The 14,838-nt window shown below is 67.6% G+C and carries 20 protein-coding genes; 10 read left to right on the forward strand and 10 right to left on the reverse strand.

Features of this window, described 5'->3' with window-relative positions:
- Positions 1 to 81 precede the first annotated feature (81 nt).
- From cydX to GTP90_RS32190, 5 genes are read right to left on the reverse strand one after another with little or no spacing between them, the layout of a single operon-like run.
- Positions 82 to 207: a cytochrome bd-I oxidase subunit CydX gene (cydX, locus tag GTP90_RS32175; RefSeq protein WP_161087334.1), complete on the reverse strand. Its 126-nt coding sequence runs from the start codon at positions 205 to 207 to the stop codon at positions 82 to 84.
- A gap of 28 nt (positions 208 to 235) precedes the next feature.
- The gene (gene cydB, locus GTP90_RS32180) at positions 236 to 1,372 is read right to left on the reverse strand and encodes a cytochrome d ubiquinol oxidase subunit II (protein ID WP_161087335.1); all 1,137 of its coding nucleotides are present in this window, start codon (positions 1,370 to 1,372) and stop codon (positions 236 to 238) included.
- On the reverse strand, positions 1,365 to 2,936 hold the full coding sequence (locus GTP90_RS32185) for a cytochrome ubiquinol oxidase subunit I (protein ID WP_161087336.1): 1,572 nt from the start codon (positions 2,934 to 2,936) through the stop codon (positions 1,365 to 1,367). Before GTP90_RS32185 ends, cydB begins: the two co-directional genes overlap by 8 nt.
- A complete protein-coding gene (gene cydP, locus GTP90_RS36545) occupies positions 2,933 to 3,106 on the reverse strand; it encodes a cytochrome oxidase putative small subunit CydP (protein ID WP_175048317.1) in 174 nt (57 codons plus the stop codon). The genes GTP90_RS32185 and cydP overlap by 4 nt, the downstream gene beginning before the upstream one ends.
- Before the next feature lie 2 nt (positions 3,107 to 3,108).
- On the reverse strand, positions 3,109 to 3,984 hold the full coding sequence (locus GTP90_RS32190) for an MBL fold metallo-hydrolase (RefSeq protein WP_161087337.1): 876 nt from the start codon (positions 3,982 to 3,984) through the stop codon (positions 3,109 to 3,111).
- A 177-nt stretch (positions 3,985 to 4,161) separates the two neighbouring features.
- Here GTP90_RS32190 and GTP90_RS32195 point away from each other — a divergent pair, with 177 nt between their 5' ends.
- The 6 genes from GTP90_RS32195 to GTP90_RS32220 all read left to right on the forward strand — a co-directional run bounded on the left by GTP90_RS32195 (position 4,162) and on the right by GTP90_RS32220 (position 8,128).
- Positions 4,162 to 5,454 carry a sigma-54 interaction domain-containing protein gene (locus tag GTP90_RS32195; protein WP_161087338.1) on the forward strand — a complete coding sequence of 431 codons (1,293 nt, stop codon included), beginning with the start codon at positions 4,162 to 4,164 and terminating at the stop codon, positions 5,452 to 5,454.
- Positions 5,455 to 5,525: 71 nt separating this feature from the next.
- The gene (locus tag GTP90_RS32200) at positions 5,526 to 5,846 is read left to right on the forward strand and encodes an ArsR/SmtB family transcription factor (RefSeq protein ID WP_254452144.1); all 321 of its coding nucleotides are present in this window, start codon (positions 5,526 to 5,528) and stop codon (positions 5,844 to 5,846) included.
- A complete protein-coding gene (locus tag GTP90_RS32205; protein WP_161087340.1) occupies positions 5,843 to 6,274 on the forward strand; it encodes a YeeE/YedE family protein in 432 nt (143 codons plus the stop codon). Before GTP90_RS32200 ends, GTP90_RS32205 begins: the two co-directional genes overlap by 4 nt.
- Before the next feature lie 10 nt (positions 6,275 to 6,284).
- Positions 6,285 to 6,704 (forward strand): YeeE/YedE family protein, encoded by a 420-nt coding sequence (locus tag GTP90_RS32210; RefSeq protein ID WP_161087341.1) that lies wholly within the window; start codon positions 6,285 to 6,287, stop codon positions 6,702 to 6,704.
- Between the two features lie 98 nt (positions 6,705 to 6,802).
- Positions 6,803 to 7,552: a substrate-binding periplasmic protein gene (locus tag GTP90_RS32215; RefSeq protein WP_161087342.1), complete on the forward strand. Its 750-nt coding sequence runs from the start codon at positions 6,803 to 6,805 to the stop codon at positions 7,550 to 7,552.
- A 105-nt stretch (positions 7,553 to 7,657) separates the two neighbouring features.
- Positions 7,658 to 8,128 (forward strand): cache domain-containing protein, encoded by a 471-nt coding sequence (locus tag GTP90_RS32220; protein WP_161087343.1) that lies wholly within the window; start codon positions 7,658 to 7,660, stop codon positions 8,126 to 8,128.
- Between the two features lie 53 nt (positions 8,129 to 8,181).
- On the opposite strand, the gene GTP90_RS32225 is transcribed toward GTP90_RS32220, so the two are convergent.
- The gene (locus tag GTP90_RS32225; protein ID WP_161087344.1) at positions 8,182 to 8,754 is read right to left on the reverse strand and encodes a flavodoxin family protein; all 573 of its coding nucleotides are present in this window, start codon (positions 8,752 to 8,754) and stop codon (positions 8,182 to 8,184) included.
- Between the two features lie 17 nt (positions 8,755 to 8,771).
- Positions 8,772 to 9,209: an ester cyclase gene (locus GTP90_RS32230; RefSeq protein WP_161087345.1), complete on the reverse strand. Its 438-nt coding sequence runs from the start codon at positions 9,207 to 9,209 to the stop codon at positions 8,772 to 8,774.
- 94 nt (positions 9,210 to 9,303) lie between these two features.
- On the opposite strand from GTP90_RS32230, the gene GTP90_RS32235 reads away from it, so the two are divergent.
- Complete coding sequence (locus tag GTP90_RS32235; RefSeq protein ID WP_161087346.1) at positions 9,304 to 10,239, forward strand: LysR family transcriptional regulator; 936 nt, start codon at positions 9,304 to 9,306, stop codon at positions 10,237 to 10,239.
- On the opposite strand, the gene GTP90_RS32240 is transcribed toward GTP90_RS32235, so the two are convergent.
- Entirely contained in the window at positions 10,223 to 11,026 is an 804-nt protein-coding gene (locus GTP90_RS32240) for a DUF2145 domain-containing protein (RefSeq protein WP_161087347.1), read from the reverse strand. The two genes, GTP90_RS32235 and GTP90_RS32240, sit on opposite strands and share 17 nt — an antisense overlap.
- The gene (locus GTP90_RS32245) at positions 11,023 to 11,505 is read right to left on the reverse strand and encodes a hypothetical protein (RefSeq protein WP_161087348.1); all 483 of its coding nucleotides are present in this window, start codon (positions 11,503 to 11,505) and stop codon (positions 11,023 to 11,025) included. Before GTP90_RS32245 ends, GTP90_RS32240 begins: the two co-directional genes overlap by 4 nt.
- A 123-nt stretch (positions 11,506 to 11,628) precedes the next feature.
- On the opposite strand from GTP90_RS32245, the gene GTP90_RS32250 reads away from it, so the two are divergent.
- The 3 genes from GTP90_RS32250 to GTP90_RS32260 are packed head-to-tail and all read left to right on the forward strand — an operon-like array spanning position 11,629 to position 13,703.
- Positions 11,629 to 12,645, forward strand: a complete 1,017-nt coding sequence (locus GTP90_RS32250; protein WP_161087349.1) for a M14 family zinc carboxypeptidase — start codon at positions 11,629 to 11,631, stop codon at positions 12,643 to 12,645.
- Positions 12,642 to 13,412 (forward strand): alpha/beta fold hydrolase, encoded by a 771-nt coding sequence (locus tag GTP90_RS32255; protein ID WP_161087350.1) that lies wholly within the window; start codon positions 12,642 to 12,644, stop codon positions 13,410 to 13,412. Before GTP90_RS32250 ends, GTP90_RS32255 begins: the two co-directional genes overlap by 4 nt.
- Before the next feature lie 12 nt (positions 13,413 to 13,424).
- Positions 13,425 to 13,703, forward strand: a complete 279-nt coding sequence (locus tag GTP90_RS32260) for a YkgJ family cysteine cluster protein (protein WP_161087351.1) — start codon at positions 13,425 to 13,427, stop codon at positions 13,701 to 13,703.
- Here GTP90_RS32260 and GTP90_RS32265 read toward each other — a convergent pair.
- A partial coding sequence (locus tag GTP90_RS32265; RefSeq protein WP_161087352.1) for a M64 family metallopeptidase occupies positions 13,700 to 14,838 on the reverse strand: 1,139 nt, incomplete at its 5' end. The two genes, GTP90_RS32260 and GTP90_RS32265, sit on opposite strands and share 4 nt — an antisense overlap.

Here is a 14,838-nt window from a genome sequence, read left to right on the forward strand (position 1 = left end):
CCTGGCGCGAAGCCGGTTTTTAAGCCCCCGGCGCGGCCGGGACCAGGACCGCGCAGCGGGGCCGCCGCCGCGCATGGCCGTTCATGGCCGGTCCCCCTCGTCGCCGTGGCCGCCGGCGCGGCCCTCCTCATGCTCGCCCCACAGCGCATTCATGATCGCCAGCAGCAAGGCGAAACCCACTCCAAGTATCCAGGCGAAATACCACATGCTCGTCACTCCCTCGTTCAAGTCGGCGCTAGTAGGCGCTGTGCTGGTTGGCTTCGATCTGCGCGGCGGTGACCTTGCCGCGCATGACGCGATAAGCCCATCCGGTGTACAGGATGATGAGCGGCATGAACAGCAGCGCCGCCCAGAACATGATGGCCAGGCTCAACTGGCTCGAGACGCTGTCCCACACCGTCAGGCTGGCGTTCGGCATCGACGACGACGGCATCACAAACGGGAACATCGAGGCGCCGGCGGTGCCGATCACGCCGGCCACGCCTAGCGACGAGGCCACGAACGCGGCCAGCGTGCGGCGCCTCAGCAGCAGCAGCGCCGCCAGCGCCGCCCCGCCCAGCCCCGTCGCCGGCAACAGCCACAGCGCCGGCTGGCGGCCATAGTTCGCCATCCAGGCCCCGGCCTCGCGCACCACCGACTTGCCGAGCACGTCCGGCAGCGCGGCGCCGTCCACCACCGAGGTGATGCGATAGCCATCGATCCACTGCAGCCAGACCCCGGCGGCCACAAAGCCCAGCACCATGACCACGGCCGCGCCCACCGCGCCGCGGATGGCGCGTTGCTGCAGCACGCCTTCCGTGCGATGGGCCAGGTAGGCGCCGCCCTGCAGCGTCAGCATCGCGCTGCCGACCACGCCGCACAGCAGGGCGAAGGGACGCAGCAGCTGCCAGAAGCTGCCGCTGTAGCTCGACACCAGATACGCGTCGAACTGGAACGGCACGCCCAGCAGCAGGTTGCCGAAGGCGATGCCGAACACCAGCGGCGGCACCGCGCCGCCGACGAACAAGCCCCAGTCCCAGGTGCTGCGCCAGCCGGCATGCTGGATCTTGCTGCGGTAATCGAAGCCGACCGGCCGGAAAAACAGCGCCCACAGCACCAGCATCATGGCCCAGTAAAAGCCGCTGAAGGCGGTGGCGTACACCACCGGCCAGGCCGCGAACAGGGCGCCGCCGCCGGTGATGAACCAGACCTGGTTGCCGTCCCAGTGCGGCCCCACCGTGTTGATCACCACGCGCCGCTCCAGGTCGCTGCGGCCGACAAAAGGCAGCAGCGCGCCCACCCCCATGTCATGGCCATCCATGATGGCAAAGCCGATCAGCAGCACGCCGACCAGCACCCACCAGATGATTTTCAGCATGGCGTAATCAAGCATGGTGCAGCTCCTTCAACACAGCGTCGTGGGCGTAGCGGCCGGTGCCCAGGCTGCCCGGCCCCAGGCGCGCGAATTTGATCATCAGGAACATCTCGACCGCCAGCAGCAGCGTGTAGAAGCCCACGAAGCCGGCCAGCGAACCGTACAGGTTGCCGACGCCGAGGGTGGACACGCTCAGGTGGGTCGGCAGGACGCCGTAGATGGTCCACGGCTGGCGGCCATACTCGGCGACAAACCAGCCCAGCTCGCAGGCGATCCACGGCGCCGGCAGCATCCACAGGGCCCAGCGCAGCAGCCACGGCCGCTGTGTGCCGGCCGCGCCCAGCGTGCTGCGGAACGCCAGCGCGAACAGCGCCAGCTGCGCCACGCCCAGCCCGACCATCGCGCGGAACGCCCAGAACATCGGCGTCACGCGCGGCACCGTGTCCTGCACCGCGCGCTCGATGATGGCGGGCGTGGCCTGGTTGACGTCCGCCACGTACTTCTTCAACAGCAGGCCGAAGCCCAGGTCGGCCTTGTACTCGTCAAAGGTGGCCAGCGCGTGCGCGTCGCCGCGCTGCCGGCGCAACGCTTCGAGCGCGTTGACGGCGACGATGCCGCGCACGATGCGGGCGCGGTTCTTTTCCCGGATCTCGTGGATGCCCGGGATCTGCCTGCTCACCGAGCGCGTGCCGATCAGCCCCATCACCCAGGGCACGTCGATTTCCCAGTCGTTGCGCGACGCCGCCTCGTTGATGCCCGCCACCAGCGTCAGGCCGGCCGGCGCCGGCTTGGTGTCCCACATGGCCTCCATCGCGGCCAGCTTGGTCTGCTGGGCCTCGCCCACCGTGTAGCCGGACTCGTCGCCGAGAACGATCACGCTCAGCGCCGACGCCAGGCCGAACGCGGCGGCCACCCTGAAGCTGCGTTTGGCGAACTCGACATCGCGCCGGCGCAGCAGGTACCAGCTGGAAATGGACAGCACGAACACCGACCCGGTCACGTAGCCGGCCGATACCGTGTGGACGAACTTGGCCTGCGCCACCGGGTTGAACACCACCGCCCAGAAGTCCACCGTCTCCATGCGCATGGTCAGGTAGCTGAACTGCGCGCCCACCGGATTTTGCATCCAGCCGTTGGCGATCAGGATCCACAGCGCCGACAGGTTGGTCCCGACCGCCATCAGCAGCGTGACCAGCAGGTGCTGCCGCCTGCGCAGCCGGTCCCAGCCAAAGAAAAACAGGCCGATCATGGTGGACTCGAGGAAGAACGCCATCATGCCCTCGATGGCCAGCGGCGCGCCGAAGATGTCGCCCACATAGTGCGAGTAATAGGCCCAGTTGGTGCCGAACTGGAACTCGAGCGTGATGCCGGTGGTCACGCCCAGCGCGAAGTTGATGCCGAACAGCTTGCCCCAGAAGCGGGTCATGTCTTTCCAGATCACCTTGCCGGTCATCACATACACGCTCTCCATGATGACCAGCAGCCACACCATGCCCACGGTGAGCGGCACAAATAGAAAATGGTACATCGCGGTGGCCGCGAACTGCAGCCGCGACAAGTCCACCAATTGGTCTGAAATCACTTGTTTTCTCCTGTATGCCGGGGCGGCGCGCCGACCCGGTCGGCCATCGCGCCGGCGTCGACGTCGACGCGGGCATCCCTGACCCATGCCCACCACAGGACGGCCAGCAGCGCCAGCTTGAGCAGCACCGCCACCGCCAGGTGGCGCAGCAATCGTTGATCGGTCTCCATGGTCACACCGCGTTCAGCGGGATCTTCAGGTAACGCACGCCGTTGTCCTCGGCGGGCGGCAACTGGCCGGCGCGCATATTCACCTGGATCGCCGGCAGGATCAGGGCCGGCAGGTCCAGCGCGGCGTCGCGCGCGCTGCGCATCGCCACGAACTGCTCCTCGCTGATGCCGTCGCGCACATGGATGTTGGCGTGCCGCTGCTCGGCCACCGTCGTCACATAGGCCAGCGGCCGGCCGTTCGGGCGGTAGTCGTGGCACATGTACAGCCTGGCGTTCGCGGGCAGGCTCAACACGCGATTGATCGAGCGGAACAAGCTGCGCGGGTCGCCGCCCGGGAAGTCGCAGCGCGCGGTGCCGTAATCCGGCATGAACAGCGTGTCGCCGACAAACGCTGCCGGCTCGTCGGCGCCGTCGACCACATAGGTCATGCAGGCCGGCGTGTGGCCCGGCGTATGCCAGGCGCGCGCGCTCAGGTTGCCGATCCGGAACGCCTCGTCGTCGGCGAACAGGTGGTCGAACTGGCTGCCGTCGCGGGCAAACTCGCTGCCGGCGTTGAACAGCTTGCCGAACACCGCCTGCACCTGGCGGATGTGGCCGCCGATGGCGATGCGTCCGCCCAGGTGCTGCTTCAGGTAGGGCGCGGCCGACAAGTGGTCGGCATGCGCATGGGTCTCCAGGATCCACTCGACCTTGCCGTCGAGGGCCCGCACGCGGGCGATCAGCTGGTCGGCGCCGGCGGTGCCGGTGCGGCCGGATGCGGGGTCGTAGTCCAGCACGCTGTCGATCAGCGCGCAGGCGCGGGTCTGCCGGTCCTGCACGATGTAACTGATGGTGCTGGTGGCCTGGTCGTAAAAGCCTTCGATATACAGTGGTTCCACGTTATTCTCCTCGGGACGGATGCCTGTCTAAGTACAAATCCCGTGCCAGCGGCCGCGCGCGGCTAAGTTTTTGATTTGGCGCAGATTTTTTCAGGCAGGGAGAAGCCGCTGACAGCTTTGCGCGTCAGTGGCATACTGCCAGTGGCAGACGTGGCAGTCATTTCCTGGAGCTTGACCATGACAGATTCAGAACTATTGCAGGCGCCCGAAGTGCGGGCGCTGATTTCCTACCTCGACCACGAGGCCGCGCCGATGATCGTCATGAACACCGCGTATCAGATCCTGGCCGCCAACACGGCGTACAAGCGGCAGTTCGCGGTGGCCGGCAAGCCCTATCTCGGCCGCACCTGCTACGCCGTGTCGCACCAGTTCGCGGTGCCGTGCGACCAGGCCGGCGAGCATTGTCCGCTGCAAAGCGCGCTGGCCACGCGCGCGCCGGAGCGCGTGCTCCACATCCACCACACGCCGCGCGGCCCCGAGCACGTGGACGTGGAACTGCGGCCGATCGTCGATGCCGGCCACCGGGTGATCGGCTTTGTCGAGCGCCTGCAGACGGTGCGCCAGGCGTCCGCGCGCGCCAGCCGCAGCGGCCTGGTGGGCCAGTCGCCGGCGTTCAACCGCGCGCTCGGCGAGCTGCAGCGGGTGGCGCCGTCGACGCTGCCGGTATTGCTGCTGGGCGAATCGGGCACCGGCAAGGAACTGTTCGCCCGCGCGCTGCACGAGGCCAGCGCGCGCAGCGCCGGGCCGTTCGTGGTGATGGATTGCTCCGGCCTGAGCGAAACGCTGTTCGAGAGCGAAGTGTTCGGGTATGAAAAGGGCGCGTTCACGGGCGCGGTGTCGCGCAAGGCTGGCCTGGCCGAGACCGCCAACGGCGGCACGCTGTTCCTCGACGAGATCGGCGATGTGCCGCTGGCCATGCAGGTCAAGCTGCTGCGCCTGATCGAATCCGGCACCTACCGCCGGGTCGGCGGCGTCGAGACGCTGCGCAGCGACTTCCGCCTGGTGACCGCCACCCACAAGCCGCTGGCGCGCATGGTGGCGGACGGCCAGTTCCGCCAGGACCTGTACTACCGCATCGCGGCCTTCCCCTTGCAGCTGCCGCCGCTGCGCGAGCGCCACGGCGACATCGGGCTGCTGGTCGAGTCGCTGTTGCAGCGCAGCGGCAGCGCCGGCGCGCGCCTGGCGCCGGACGCGCTGGCCGCGCTCGACGGCTATCACTGGCCGGGCAATATCCGCGAGCTGCGCAACGTCATCGAGCGCGCCCGCCTGTTTGCCGACGATGGCGAAATCAAGGCCGCCCACCTGGGCCTGGGCGCGCGGCCGGCGCTGCACACGCCGGCCGCGCTGGCCGACGACGACTTCGCCGCCTACGTGCGGGGCTTCAGCGGCACGCGCAAGGCGCTCGCCGCCGCGCTGGGCTGCAGCGAGCGCACGCTGTACCGCCGCCTCAAGCAAGCCGGCCTGGCGTAGCCGCCCGGCCTGCCCGCGCAATCAATCTACTTTGTGATATTATATAAAAATGTATATTGATGGTGGCCACGATGTCCTCATTTGATCCGGCGCGCATGCGCCTGGCTGCGGCGCAGGCGAGCGCCCTGCTCAAAGCCCTGTCCCATCCGGACCGGCTGCTGCTGCTGTGCCAGCTGACCCAGGGCGAACACGCCGTCGGCCAACTGGAGCAGGCGCTCGACATCCGCCAGCCCACCTTGTCGCAGCAGCTGGGCGTGCTGCGCGAAGAAGGGCTGGTGCGCACCCGCCGCGAGGGCAAACAAATCCATTACCAGATCGCCAGCCCCCGGGCGCAGGCGGTGTTGCAAACCCTGTACCAACAATTCTGTGCATCGCAAGGAGATCCGACATGAACATAGACTGGCTGCACTTCACGCCATGGCAGTCGCTGGCCGGCGGCATGCTGATCGGCCTGGCCGCGGCGCTGCTGATCCTGCTGAACGGCCGCATCGCCGGCATCAGCGGCATCCTCGGCGGCGTGCTGCGGCCGCATCGTGGCGACCTCGGCTGGCGACTGGCGTTCACCGCCGGCTTGCTGGCCGCGCCGCTGCTGTACCGGGTCTGGACGCCGCTGCCGGCCGTGCAGGTCGACGCCGGCCACGCCACGCTGCTGCTGGCCGGGCTGATGGTGGGCGTCGGCACGCGCTACGGCGCCGGCTGCACCAGCGGCCACGGCGTGTGCGGACTGTCGCGCCTGTCGCCGCGCTCGCTGGCGGCCACCGCCGCCTTCATGCTGTCCGGCTTTGCCACCGTGTTCGCGGTCCGTCACCTGTTCGCCTGAGGAGCATCCCATGTCCATCGTTGTCGCCGCCCTGAGCGGCCTGCTGTTCGGTATAGGCTTGATCCTGTCCGGCATGACCGACCCGTCCAAGGTGCAGGGCTTTCTGGATCTGGCCGGACACTGGGACCCGTCGCTGGCGCTGGTGATGGGCGGGGCGATCGCCGTCGCGCTGCCCGCCTTCGCTCTGGCCCGGCGCCGCAGCCACGCCGTGCTGGGCGAGCCCATGCAATTGCCGGCCAATCGCCGCCTCGACCGCCGCCTGGTGCTGGGCAGCCTGCTGTTCGGCGCGGGCTGGGGCCTGGCCGGCTACTGCCCCGGTCCGGCGTTGACCTCGCTGGCCACCGGCGGCTTGCCACCGATGCTGTTCGTTGGCGCCATGCTGGCCGGGATGGGATGGTTCGAACTGGCCGAGCGGCGCGGCGCGCGGTGAAGCACCCCGCCGGAGCGGCTGCCGTCCACATGTTGCGGCAATTAAACCTGCGTATAATGGAAAAAAGTTCTTGACGCCGGGCCGGAGGAGTACCAGGGATGAAAACGCTTCGCTTGCTGCTCTGGCTGGTACTGATATTGGTGTCGGCCACCGCGCACGCGACCACCACGGTCACCTGCGTCACCGAGGAAAACCGGCCCGTCAATTTTTGGGAGAACGGCAAGGTCACCGGCTTCAGCACCGAGGTCGTCGAAGCCGTCCTCAGGGAAATCGACGTGCGGGCCGACATCCAGATCATGCCCTGGGCGCGCGCCTACGCGACGGCTCTGCACAAGGAAAACGTGCTGATCTTCTCGATCATGCGCACGCCCGAGCGCGAGCACCTGTTCAAATGGGTCGGCGTGATTTCCCCGCCCGACAGCTCCTATCTGTACGCCCTGCGCGAACGCCATATCAAGCTCGACAATCTTACCGACGCCCTGAACTACAAGATCGCCACCATCAACGGCGACGCGCGCGAGCAATATCTGGAGTCGAAGGGCTTCGTCAAGGGCCGCCAGCTGCAGGGCAACTCCCAGCCCAAAACCAACTATGAAAAACTGAAGCTGGGACGCGTCGATCTGTGGGCGATGAGCGACCTGGTGGCGACGGACATCGTGCGGCGCGACGGCGGCGAACTGTCCAGGACCCTGGTGCGGGCGCTGCAATTGACCGAGCTGGGCAGCGGCGGCAGCTACATGGCGTTCGGACCGCAGACCGACGATGTGCTGGTCGACCGTTTTCGCAAGGGACTGGAGGCCATCAAGGCCAATGGCACGTTCGCGGCGCTGCAAAAGAAATGGTTTTGACAAGGACCAGCTTTAATAAATGAAGCTGTCTTTGATCCAGATCAAGGGTTTTTCATGTCGTAATTCATAGTATCGTTCCTGATGAAAACTATACCGGAGATCAGAATGAAAAAGTTTATTTCTAAAGTCGTGCTGCTGGTGCTGAGCACGCTGCTGGCCACCAGCGCCCACGCCGCCAGCGACCGCGCCAACGCGGAAGACTGCGTCGCGCTGGTCAAGAAGGCGGTCGCCTACATCAAGGCGAACGGCAAGGAAAAGGCGTTTGCCGAGTTTAACAATTCCAAAGGCCAGTTCGTCGACCGCAACCTGTACATCTTCGTCTACGATCTGAATGGCGTCAATCTGGCGATCGGCAACGGCAACGCCTCCAAGATGGTCGGCAAGAACCTGATCGACATGCACGACGCCGAAGGCACCTACATCATCAAGGGCTTTATCCAGACCGTCAAAACCAAGAACCAGGGATGGTTCGACTACAAGTGGCCCAACCCGGTCACCAAGGGCATCGAAGAGAAATCGAGCTACGTTGAAAAGGTGGACGACTACCTGGTCGGCGCCGGAATCTACAAGCAATAAAATCAGCCGCGCGGACATCGTCGCCCGCGCGGCCGCTCCCGCGAGTTAAACCATCAAGCCAGGCGTGCCGCCAGTTCGGCCACGCGCTTGCCCAACAGGCGGGCGGTCTCCAGGTCGCCGCTGCGCGGCGCCTCCTCGGCCGAGGCGTCCGACGGCGAAATCGCCAGCGCGCCGCCAAAGCCGGCGGTCCAGTTGACGTCGGCCGGGCCATGCTCCTTCTTGTTCGACGGCAGCAGGCCGGTGCCGACCCAGACCTGGCCGTGCTGCATGGCCAGCGTCCAGAAATACTGGATGGTGGAGAACTTGTCGCCGTTGGTCGAGGCCGAATTGGTGAAGCCGGCGGCCACCTTGTTCTTCCAGTTCTGGCCGAACCACGCGGCCGACGACTTGTCGGCGAACTTCTTGAACTGCCATGCCGGGCCGCCCATGTAGGTCGGGCTACCGTAGATCACGGCATCGGCCTTGGCGATGGCGGCCATCGCATCCTCGGCCAGGTCGCCGTTCTGGTCGATGCGGTACAGCGTCGCCTCCGCGCCGGAGACGCCGGCGGCGCCAGCCTGCACGGCTTCTGCCTGTTTGACGGTGTGGCCGTAGCCGCTGAAGTACACGATCGCGATAGTGGTCATAAGAATCCCAAAAAAAGTTATTGAACAGGGGGCCAGGCGCCGATCTGGTTCAACATGCCGAACCAGTCTTCCAGGTGCCAGGTATGCGTAATGCGGTCCGCCCCCAGATAATGGAACTCATGGATCGCAATTGCAATAGGCTGATTGGTAGGGGCGATGCCGAAAAACTCGCCGCGATGGGTGCCGGTGATCCGCGCGCGCACGGCGGCGCGGCCATCGCGGCCGAAGATGTCGAGGATGGCGATGTGCACGTCCGGGAAGGCGGCGCCGAACATCGCGACCACCGGCTTCATGCCGGCCAGGCCGGGTTGCTGGCCGGGGCCGAGCGGGGTGTCGTGCCAGTCCGGCGCCAGCGCCTGGTCAAGTAGGTCGGGATTGCGCTCGTTGAAGGCGCGGTACAGCGTTTCGATGGCTTGCTGCTGGGCCGTGGTCAGGCCGTTGTCTTGCATGGTCATGGTGGGCTTTCGTATCGGTGGATGACCCGGCCACTGTAGCAATCCCCACCAACGCAAGTCCAATCGATAATGGATATGCAGTATCATCCATGGCATGGATTTACATGGCATAGACCTCAACCTGCTGGTGGCCTTCGACGCGCTGATCTGCGAACGCAACGTCACGCGCGCCGGCGTGCGCATCGGCCGCACCCAGCCCGCCATGAGCGCGGCGCTGGCGCGCCTACGCCTGCTGCTCAAGGACGAGCTGTTCGTGCGCAGCGCCAGCGGCCTGCAGCCGACGCCGCGCGCGCTGGAACTGGCGGCGCCGCTGGGCGAGGCGCTGGCCAGCATCCAGCGCACGCTGGAGTTCACGCAGGACTTCGAGCCGTCGCGCGCGGCCGTGCGCTTCACGCTGGCGCTGTCCGACCATCCGGCCGTCGTCATGCTGCCGGCGTTGCTGGCGCGGCTGGCGCACAAGGCGCCCGGCGTCACGCTGCGCATCAAGTCCTTCAGCGCGCGCGAGGACGCGCTGGCGCTGCTCGATGCCGGCGAGGCCGACGCCGCGGTCGGTGTACCCGGCGGCAGCACGCCGCGCATCCCCACCCTGCCGCTGTTCCAGGAGCGCTTCGTGTGCGTGGCGCGCAAAGGACATCCGCTGGCGGACAAGAAGCTGACGCTGAAACGCTTCCTGGGCTGCCGGCACCTGCTGGTGTCGCCCGAGGGCGACGGCGTCGGCCACGTCGACGTCCGGCTGGCGCAGTTGCAGCGCCGGCGCCAGGTGGCCGTGACGCTGCCGCAGATGTACGCGGCGCCGGCCATCGTCGCCGGCGGCGACCTGCTGGCCACATTGATGGAGGGCGTGGTGCGCGCCAGCGGCATGGCGCGCGCCTTGGCGGTGCTGCCGCTGCCGCCGGAGCTGGACCTGGAACCGGTGCCCTTCGTGCTGCACTGGCACCGCCGCAACGACGCGCATCCGGCCCAGCGCTGGCTGCGCGAGCAGGTCGCGCTGGTGTGCCGCGACCTGTATGGCGTCAGCGGCGGCCCTTGAGCTCCTGCACCCGCCAGCCGTCCTCGCGCCCGCGCAGGAAGGCCAGCATCGAATCGACCGTCACCGCGTTGATGCGGTCGGAGAAGCGCAGCGCGTTCGGATGGTCGTCGAAGGCGATGTTGGCCTTGAACACGCGCCCGCCCAGCCGCGTCAACGGGCCGATGTGCATCTCGGTCGGCGTGTAGCCGGCCATCTTCAGCCACGACTGCGCCTGCTCGCGCGTGCGGATGCGGAAGTCCGTGGCCTCGGCCGAGGCCATCACCTCCAGCACCCACTGGTTGGAGTTCTGGTACTTGGTCGAGAACGGATAAGCCACCATGCTGTAATGGCTGCCGTGGAAGCCGTGCAGCGTGGCCGGATCGCGCAGGATCTCGCCCAGCTTGGCGGCGATCTTCGGCGGCGGCACGATCACCAGCGCGTCCAGCGTGAACGGATTCTCCAGGAAGAAGTTGGCCAGGCCGTCGACCCACAGCGCGGAATCGGCGGTGCCGCATTCGTTGAGCAGTTCGTACACGCGCCACGGCTGCCCCGGCGCGCCGCGGAAGGCCAGGCCGGCGTGGCTGTACTTCAAGCCGTACTTGGACAAGTCCTGGCCCTGCCGCGCGATCATCGCCACGTCGCTGCCGGTGGCGTCCAGCGCGGCCTGCAGCGACTGGCCGGTGACCAGCGCGTCGGTCAGCGCGGCCTGCGTCACCGGATGCTCTTCGCACGAACGCCCGGCGTGCGCCGGCGCGGCCGCCAGCATGGCGATCACGCCCGCCGCGCCCAGCAAGGCCCGCGCGCTCATTGCGGCGGCAGGCGTTTTTGCGACAGCAGCGCCTCGCCCAACGCGTTCGGAATGAAGGCCACCACCTTGCCCGAGGCCACCAGCAGGGTGCCGGTGGTTTCGGACACCACCTGCACCGCGGTGCCCACCGACAGGCCGATCGCGTCGACCGTCTTGCCGGCCAGCTTGACCGACAGCTTGCCCGCCGAGCTGACCGACGTCAGCACGACCTCGACGCCGTCCGCCACGCTCTGGCCGACGCCACTGACGACGTAGGCGCCGCCGATCACCACCGCCATCGAACCGGCGGCCGGCCCGGAATCGCCATGGGCCGAAGCGGTCACGCTGACCACCGGCGCGGCCAGGATGGACATGGTGCCGACCGAGATTTTCTCGGACGGCGTGAAGTTGGAGATGCCGCCCGCGGCCATCGCCGTGGCGCTGCCCAGCGCCAGCACGGCGCCGGCGATGGTGTTGCGAAGTGCTGCACTTGCTGTCATGCGTAAGCCTCCCGATGTAATGTTTTCAAGAGCATAACATTAAATACAAAACAACTTTTATCTCGTCGCCAACCGTGTGGGACTGGGCTACACTATCGGTCACACCCATCCGCGTCCGCCTCCATGCCCGAGAAGAACCTGCCTGAGCTGATCACCCTGAAGCGCCTGATCGACGAAGGCGGGCGGCATCTGGAGGTCGGCACCTCCTGCACGGTGGCGATCGACGGCCGCCAGTTCCCGGTCTACAGCATCGCGCTCGGCAACCCCAGCCCGGACGTGCCGGCGCTGGGCTTCTTCGGCGGCATCCACGGGCTGGAGCGCATCGGCACCCAGGTCATCCTGTCGTTCATGGAAAGCCTGCTGGCGCGGCTGCGCTGGGACAGCACCCTGCACCAGCAGCTCGAATCGATGCGGCTGGTGTTCATGCCGCTGGTCAATCCGGGCGGCATGTGGCAGGCCACGCGCTGCAATCCGCAGGGCGTGGACCTGATGCGCAACGCGCCGCTGAGCGCGGTCGACAAGGTGCCGTTCATGCTGGGCGGGCAGCGCTACAGCCACCACCTGCCGTGGTATCGCGGCAAGGCCGGCGCGCCGATGGAGGCGGAAAGCCAGGCCGTGTGCGAGCTGGTCGAGCGTGAGCTGCTGTCGCGCCAGTTCAGCATGGCGCTGGACTGCCACTCCGGCTTCGGCCTGCGCGACCGCATCTGGTTCCCGCACGCGCACACCACCGCGCCGATTCCGCACCTGGCCGACATCGGCGCGCTGGAGCAGCTGTTCAGCCAGAGCTACCCCAACCACAACTACGTGTTCGAGCCGCAGAGCCGCCAGTACCGCACGCACGGCGACCTGTGGGATTACCTGTACCTGAACGGCACCAGCTACAGCGAGCGCGTGTTCCTGCCGCTGACGCTGGAGATGGGCTCGTGGCTGTGGGTGAAGAAGAATCCGCGCCAGATCTTCGACCGCATCGCCATCTTCAACCCGACCGCCCGCCACCGGCTGCAGCGGGTGCTGCGGCGCCACCTGATCTGGTTCGACTTCCTGATGCGCGCGGCCAACAGCCACGGGCGCTGGATGCCGGAGGGGATGGCGCGCAAGGTCCAGCACCGGCGCGCGCTGGCGCAATGGTACGACGCATGAGCCACTGGGTCCTGCTGCGCGGCCTGATGCGCGAGCAGCGGCACTGGGGCGGCTTCCCCGCGCAGCTGGCCACCGCGCTCGCGCTGCCGGAAGCCGCCATCGTCACGCCCGACCTGCCCGGCAACGGCGAACGCCACGCGCTGCGCAGCGCCACGCGGGTGGCGCGGATGGTGGAGTTCTGCCGCGGCGACCTGCGCGCGCGCGGCATCGAACCGCCCTACTCGCTGCTGGCGCTGTCGCTGGGCGGCATGGCGGCGGTGGAGTGGTGCAGCCGCTATCCCGGTGAAGTGGAGCGTTGCGTGCTGATCAACACCAGCATGCGGCCCTACAGCCGCTTCCACCAGCGGCTGCGCTGGCAAAACTATCCTGCCATCGTCAACCTGATGCTGCGCGGCGGCGTGGAGCGGCAGGAGCGCCTGATCCTGCGCCTGACCAGCCGTGGCGGCGACGCCGCCGGACGCAAGGAACTGCTGCAACGCTGGCTGGGCTACCAGCGCGAGTATCCGGTCACGCGCGCCAACGCGCTGCGTCAGCTGTGGTCCGCCGCCCGCTTCCGCGCACCGGCCGCGCGGCCCGCCGTGCCGCTGCTGATCATGGCCGGCGCCGGCGACCAGCTGGTGGACCATGGCTGCTCGCTGCGGCTGGCGCAGGCATGGGACGCGCCGCTGATGGTGCACCCCAGCGCCGGCCACGACCTGCCGCTGGACGACGGCCCATGGGTGGCGGCATCGATCGCGAAATGGCTGGCGGCGGAAAAAGGGGCGTAAAATGACGCCCCTATGAAAACCACACCGCCCGCGCTGGACTGCCGTCCCAACTGCGGCGCCTGTTGCACGGCGCCCTCGATCACCAGCCCCATCCCCGGCATGCCCGACGGCAAACCAGCCGGCGTGCGCTGCATCCAGCTGGCCGACGACAACCGCTGCAAGATCTTCGGCCGTCCCGAACGCCCGGCCTTCTGCGGCGGCCTGCAGCCGTCGGCCGAAATGTGCGGGACGAGCCGCGAGTCGGCCATGCTGTGGCTGGCCGACCTGGAGCGCGCCACCGCTCCCCGTTAAGGCTTGGTGTAGCTATACGTCAGCGAGTAGGCCCCGCTGCCGGCCGCCGCGCTGATCATCGCGTAGTAGTAGCCGGCCGGGGCGTTGTAGCTCAGCGTCTTGTTCGGTGACGTGCCCTGGCTGGCGGCCACCTGCGCCCAGCCGTTGGCGCCCCACTGGTACAGCGAGACCCGGAAATCGGTCCCCACTTTTCCGCTCAGGTTCAGCGTGAAGGCGCCGGCCCCCGCCTGTACCCATCCAGGCGAGGCGCTGGGCGCGTAGGCGGTGCCGCCGCTGGCCAGCACGCCGGTCTGCGTGACGCCGCCGGCGCTGCCGGTGTATTGCGCGAACACCTTGCCCGCCGCCCCTTCATTCACCGCGTGCCACGGATAACCCAGATTGCGCATGCGCGAGTTCTCGGTCGGACGGTATTTGCCGCTGGCGCAGTATTGCGCGCCCTGGAACACACCCACGGTGCCGTTCGGGTAGGCGCCAGGGCTGGTCGGCACCGGCGTGCTGGCCGAGATCAGGCCGCGCCACTTGACGCTGCGGGTGCCGTTCATCGTCACGTCCGGTTCGCCCGGCTCGCCGTTCAGGCTGCAGGTGCCGTAGTCGTATTCGTCGGCCAGCCCGAACGCGGTGTGGCCGATCTCGTGCAGCGCGATCTCGATCGATTGCGTCGCCATCGACAGCGTGGCGACCTGCCCGCCGGAGCCGCCGTAGCGGGTAGAGTTGGCGACCACGATGATCACATCGCGCTCGTCCGGCGCCAGCACCGAGCCGACGATCTCCTGCGCCTTGTCGTTGTCCACGCACAGCAGGCGGTCGATGTTGTAGCAGTTGAAGGCGGCGTCCATCGCGGTGTCGCGGTAGATGCCCTTGTCCGGTTCGTCCACGCCGGACTGGTTGCTGGCCACGTCCACGCGCCGCACGTTCATGTTGGCGCGGTTGGCGGCGAACAGCGGATCGGCCAAGAAGCCGTCGATGATCTTCTGAGCATCCGCATGCCACTTGTCCATTTCCGCCGCCGTGTAGCCGTCGCCGACGAACACGTAGTCCATGCGCGCGGCGGCCGGGCCGGTGCTGAGGATGGTGGTGGCGGTGGCCGCCGGCGTCAGGGTGGCGGCGCGCGCGGCGCGCGAGGTGCCGGCCAGCT

The organism is Duganella vulcania (assembly GCF_009857655.1).
Taxonomy (GTDB): domain Bacteria; phylum Pseudomonadota; class Gammaproteobacteria; order Burkholderiales; family Burkholderiaceae_D; genus Rugamonas; species Rugamonas vulcania.

Excerpts from the sequence above, each read along its gene's own strand:
- GTP90_RS32205 (WP_161087340.1), top strand. The coding sequence starts at position 5,843 with ATGAACATAGACTGGCTGCACTTCACGCCATGGCAGTCGCTGGCCGGC.
- cydP (WP_175048317.1), bottom strand. The coding sequence starts at position 3,106 with ATGGAGACCGATCAACGATTGCTGCGCCACCTGGCGGTGGCGGTGCTG.
- GTP90_RS32230 (WP_161087345.1), bottom strand. The coding sequence starts at position 9,209 with ATGACCATGCAAGACAACGGCCTGACCACGGCCCAGCAGCAAGCCATC.
- GTP90_RS32245 (WP_161087348.1), bottom strand. The coding sequence starts at position 11,505 with ATGACAGCAAGTGCAGCACTTCGCAACACCATCGCCGGCGCCGTGCTG.
- GTP90_RS32220 (WP_161087343.1), top strand. The coding sequence starts at position 7,658 with ATGAAAAAGTTTATTTCTAAAGTCGTGCTGCTGGTGCTGAGCACGCTG.
- GTP90_RS32195 (WP_161087338.1), top strand. The coding sequence starts at position 4,162 with ATGACAGATTCAGAACTATTGCAGGCGCCCGAAGTGCGGGCGCTGATT.
- GTP90_RS32200 (WP_254452144.1), top strand. The coding sequence starts at position 5,526 with ATGTCCTCATTTGATCCGGCGCGCATGCGCCTGGCTGCGGCGCAGGCG.
- GTP90_RS32260 (WP_161087351.1), top strand. The coding sequence starts at position 13,425 with ATGAAAACCACACCGCCCGCGCTGGACTGCCGTCCCAACTGCGGCGCC.
- GTP90_RS32225 (WP_161087344.1), bottom strand. The coding sequence starts at position 8,754 with ATGACCACTATCGCGATCGTGTACTTCAGCGGCTACGGCCACACCGTC.
- cydB (WP_161087335.1), bottom strand. The coding sequence starts at position 1,372 with ATGCTTGATTACGCCATGCTGAAAATCATCTGGTGGGTGCTGGTCGGC.
- GTP90_RS32250 (WP_161087349.1), top strand. The coding sequence starts at position 11,629 with ATGCCCGAGAAGAACCTGCCTGAGCTGATCACCCTGAAGCGCCTGATC.
- GTP90_RS32235 (WP_161087346.1), top strand. The coding sequence starts at position 9,304 with ATGGATTTACATGGCATAGACCTCAACCTGCTGGTGGCCTTCGACGCG.
- GTP90_RS32240 (WP_161087347.1), bottom strand. The coding sequence starts at position 11,026 with ATGAGCGCGCGGGCCTTGCTGGGCGCGGCGGGCGTGATCGCCATGCTG.
- cydX (WP_161087334.1), bottom strand. The coding sequence starts at position 207 with ATGTGGTATTTCGCCTGGATACTTGGAGTGGGTTTCGCCTTGCTGCTG.
- GTP90_RS32255 (WP_161087350.1), top strand. The coding sequence starts at position 12,642 with ATGAGCCACTGGGTCCTGCTGCGCGGCCTGATGCGCGAGCAGCGGCAC.
- GTP90_RS32215 (WP_161087342.1), top strand. The coding sequence starts at position 6,803 with ATGAAAACGCTTCGCTTGCTGCTCTGGCTGGTACTGATATTGGTGTCG.
- GTP90_RS32210 (WP_161087341.1), top strand. The coding sequence starts at position 6,285 with ATGTCCATCGTTGTCGCCGCCCTGAGCGGCCTGCTGTTCGGTATAGGC.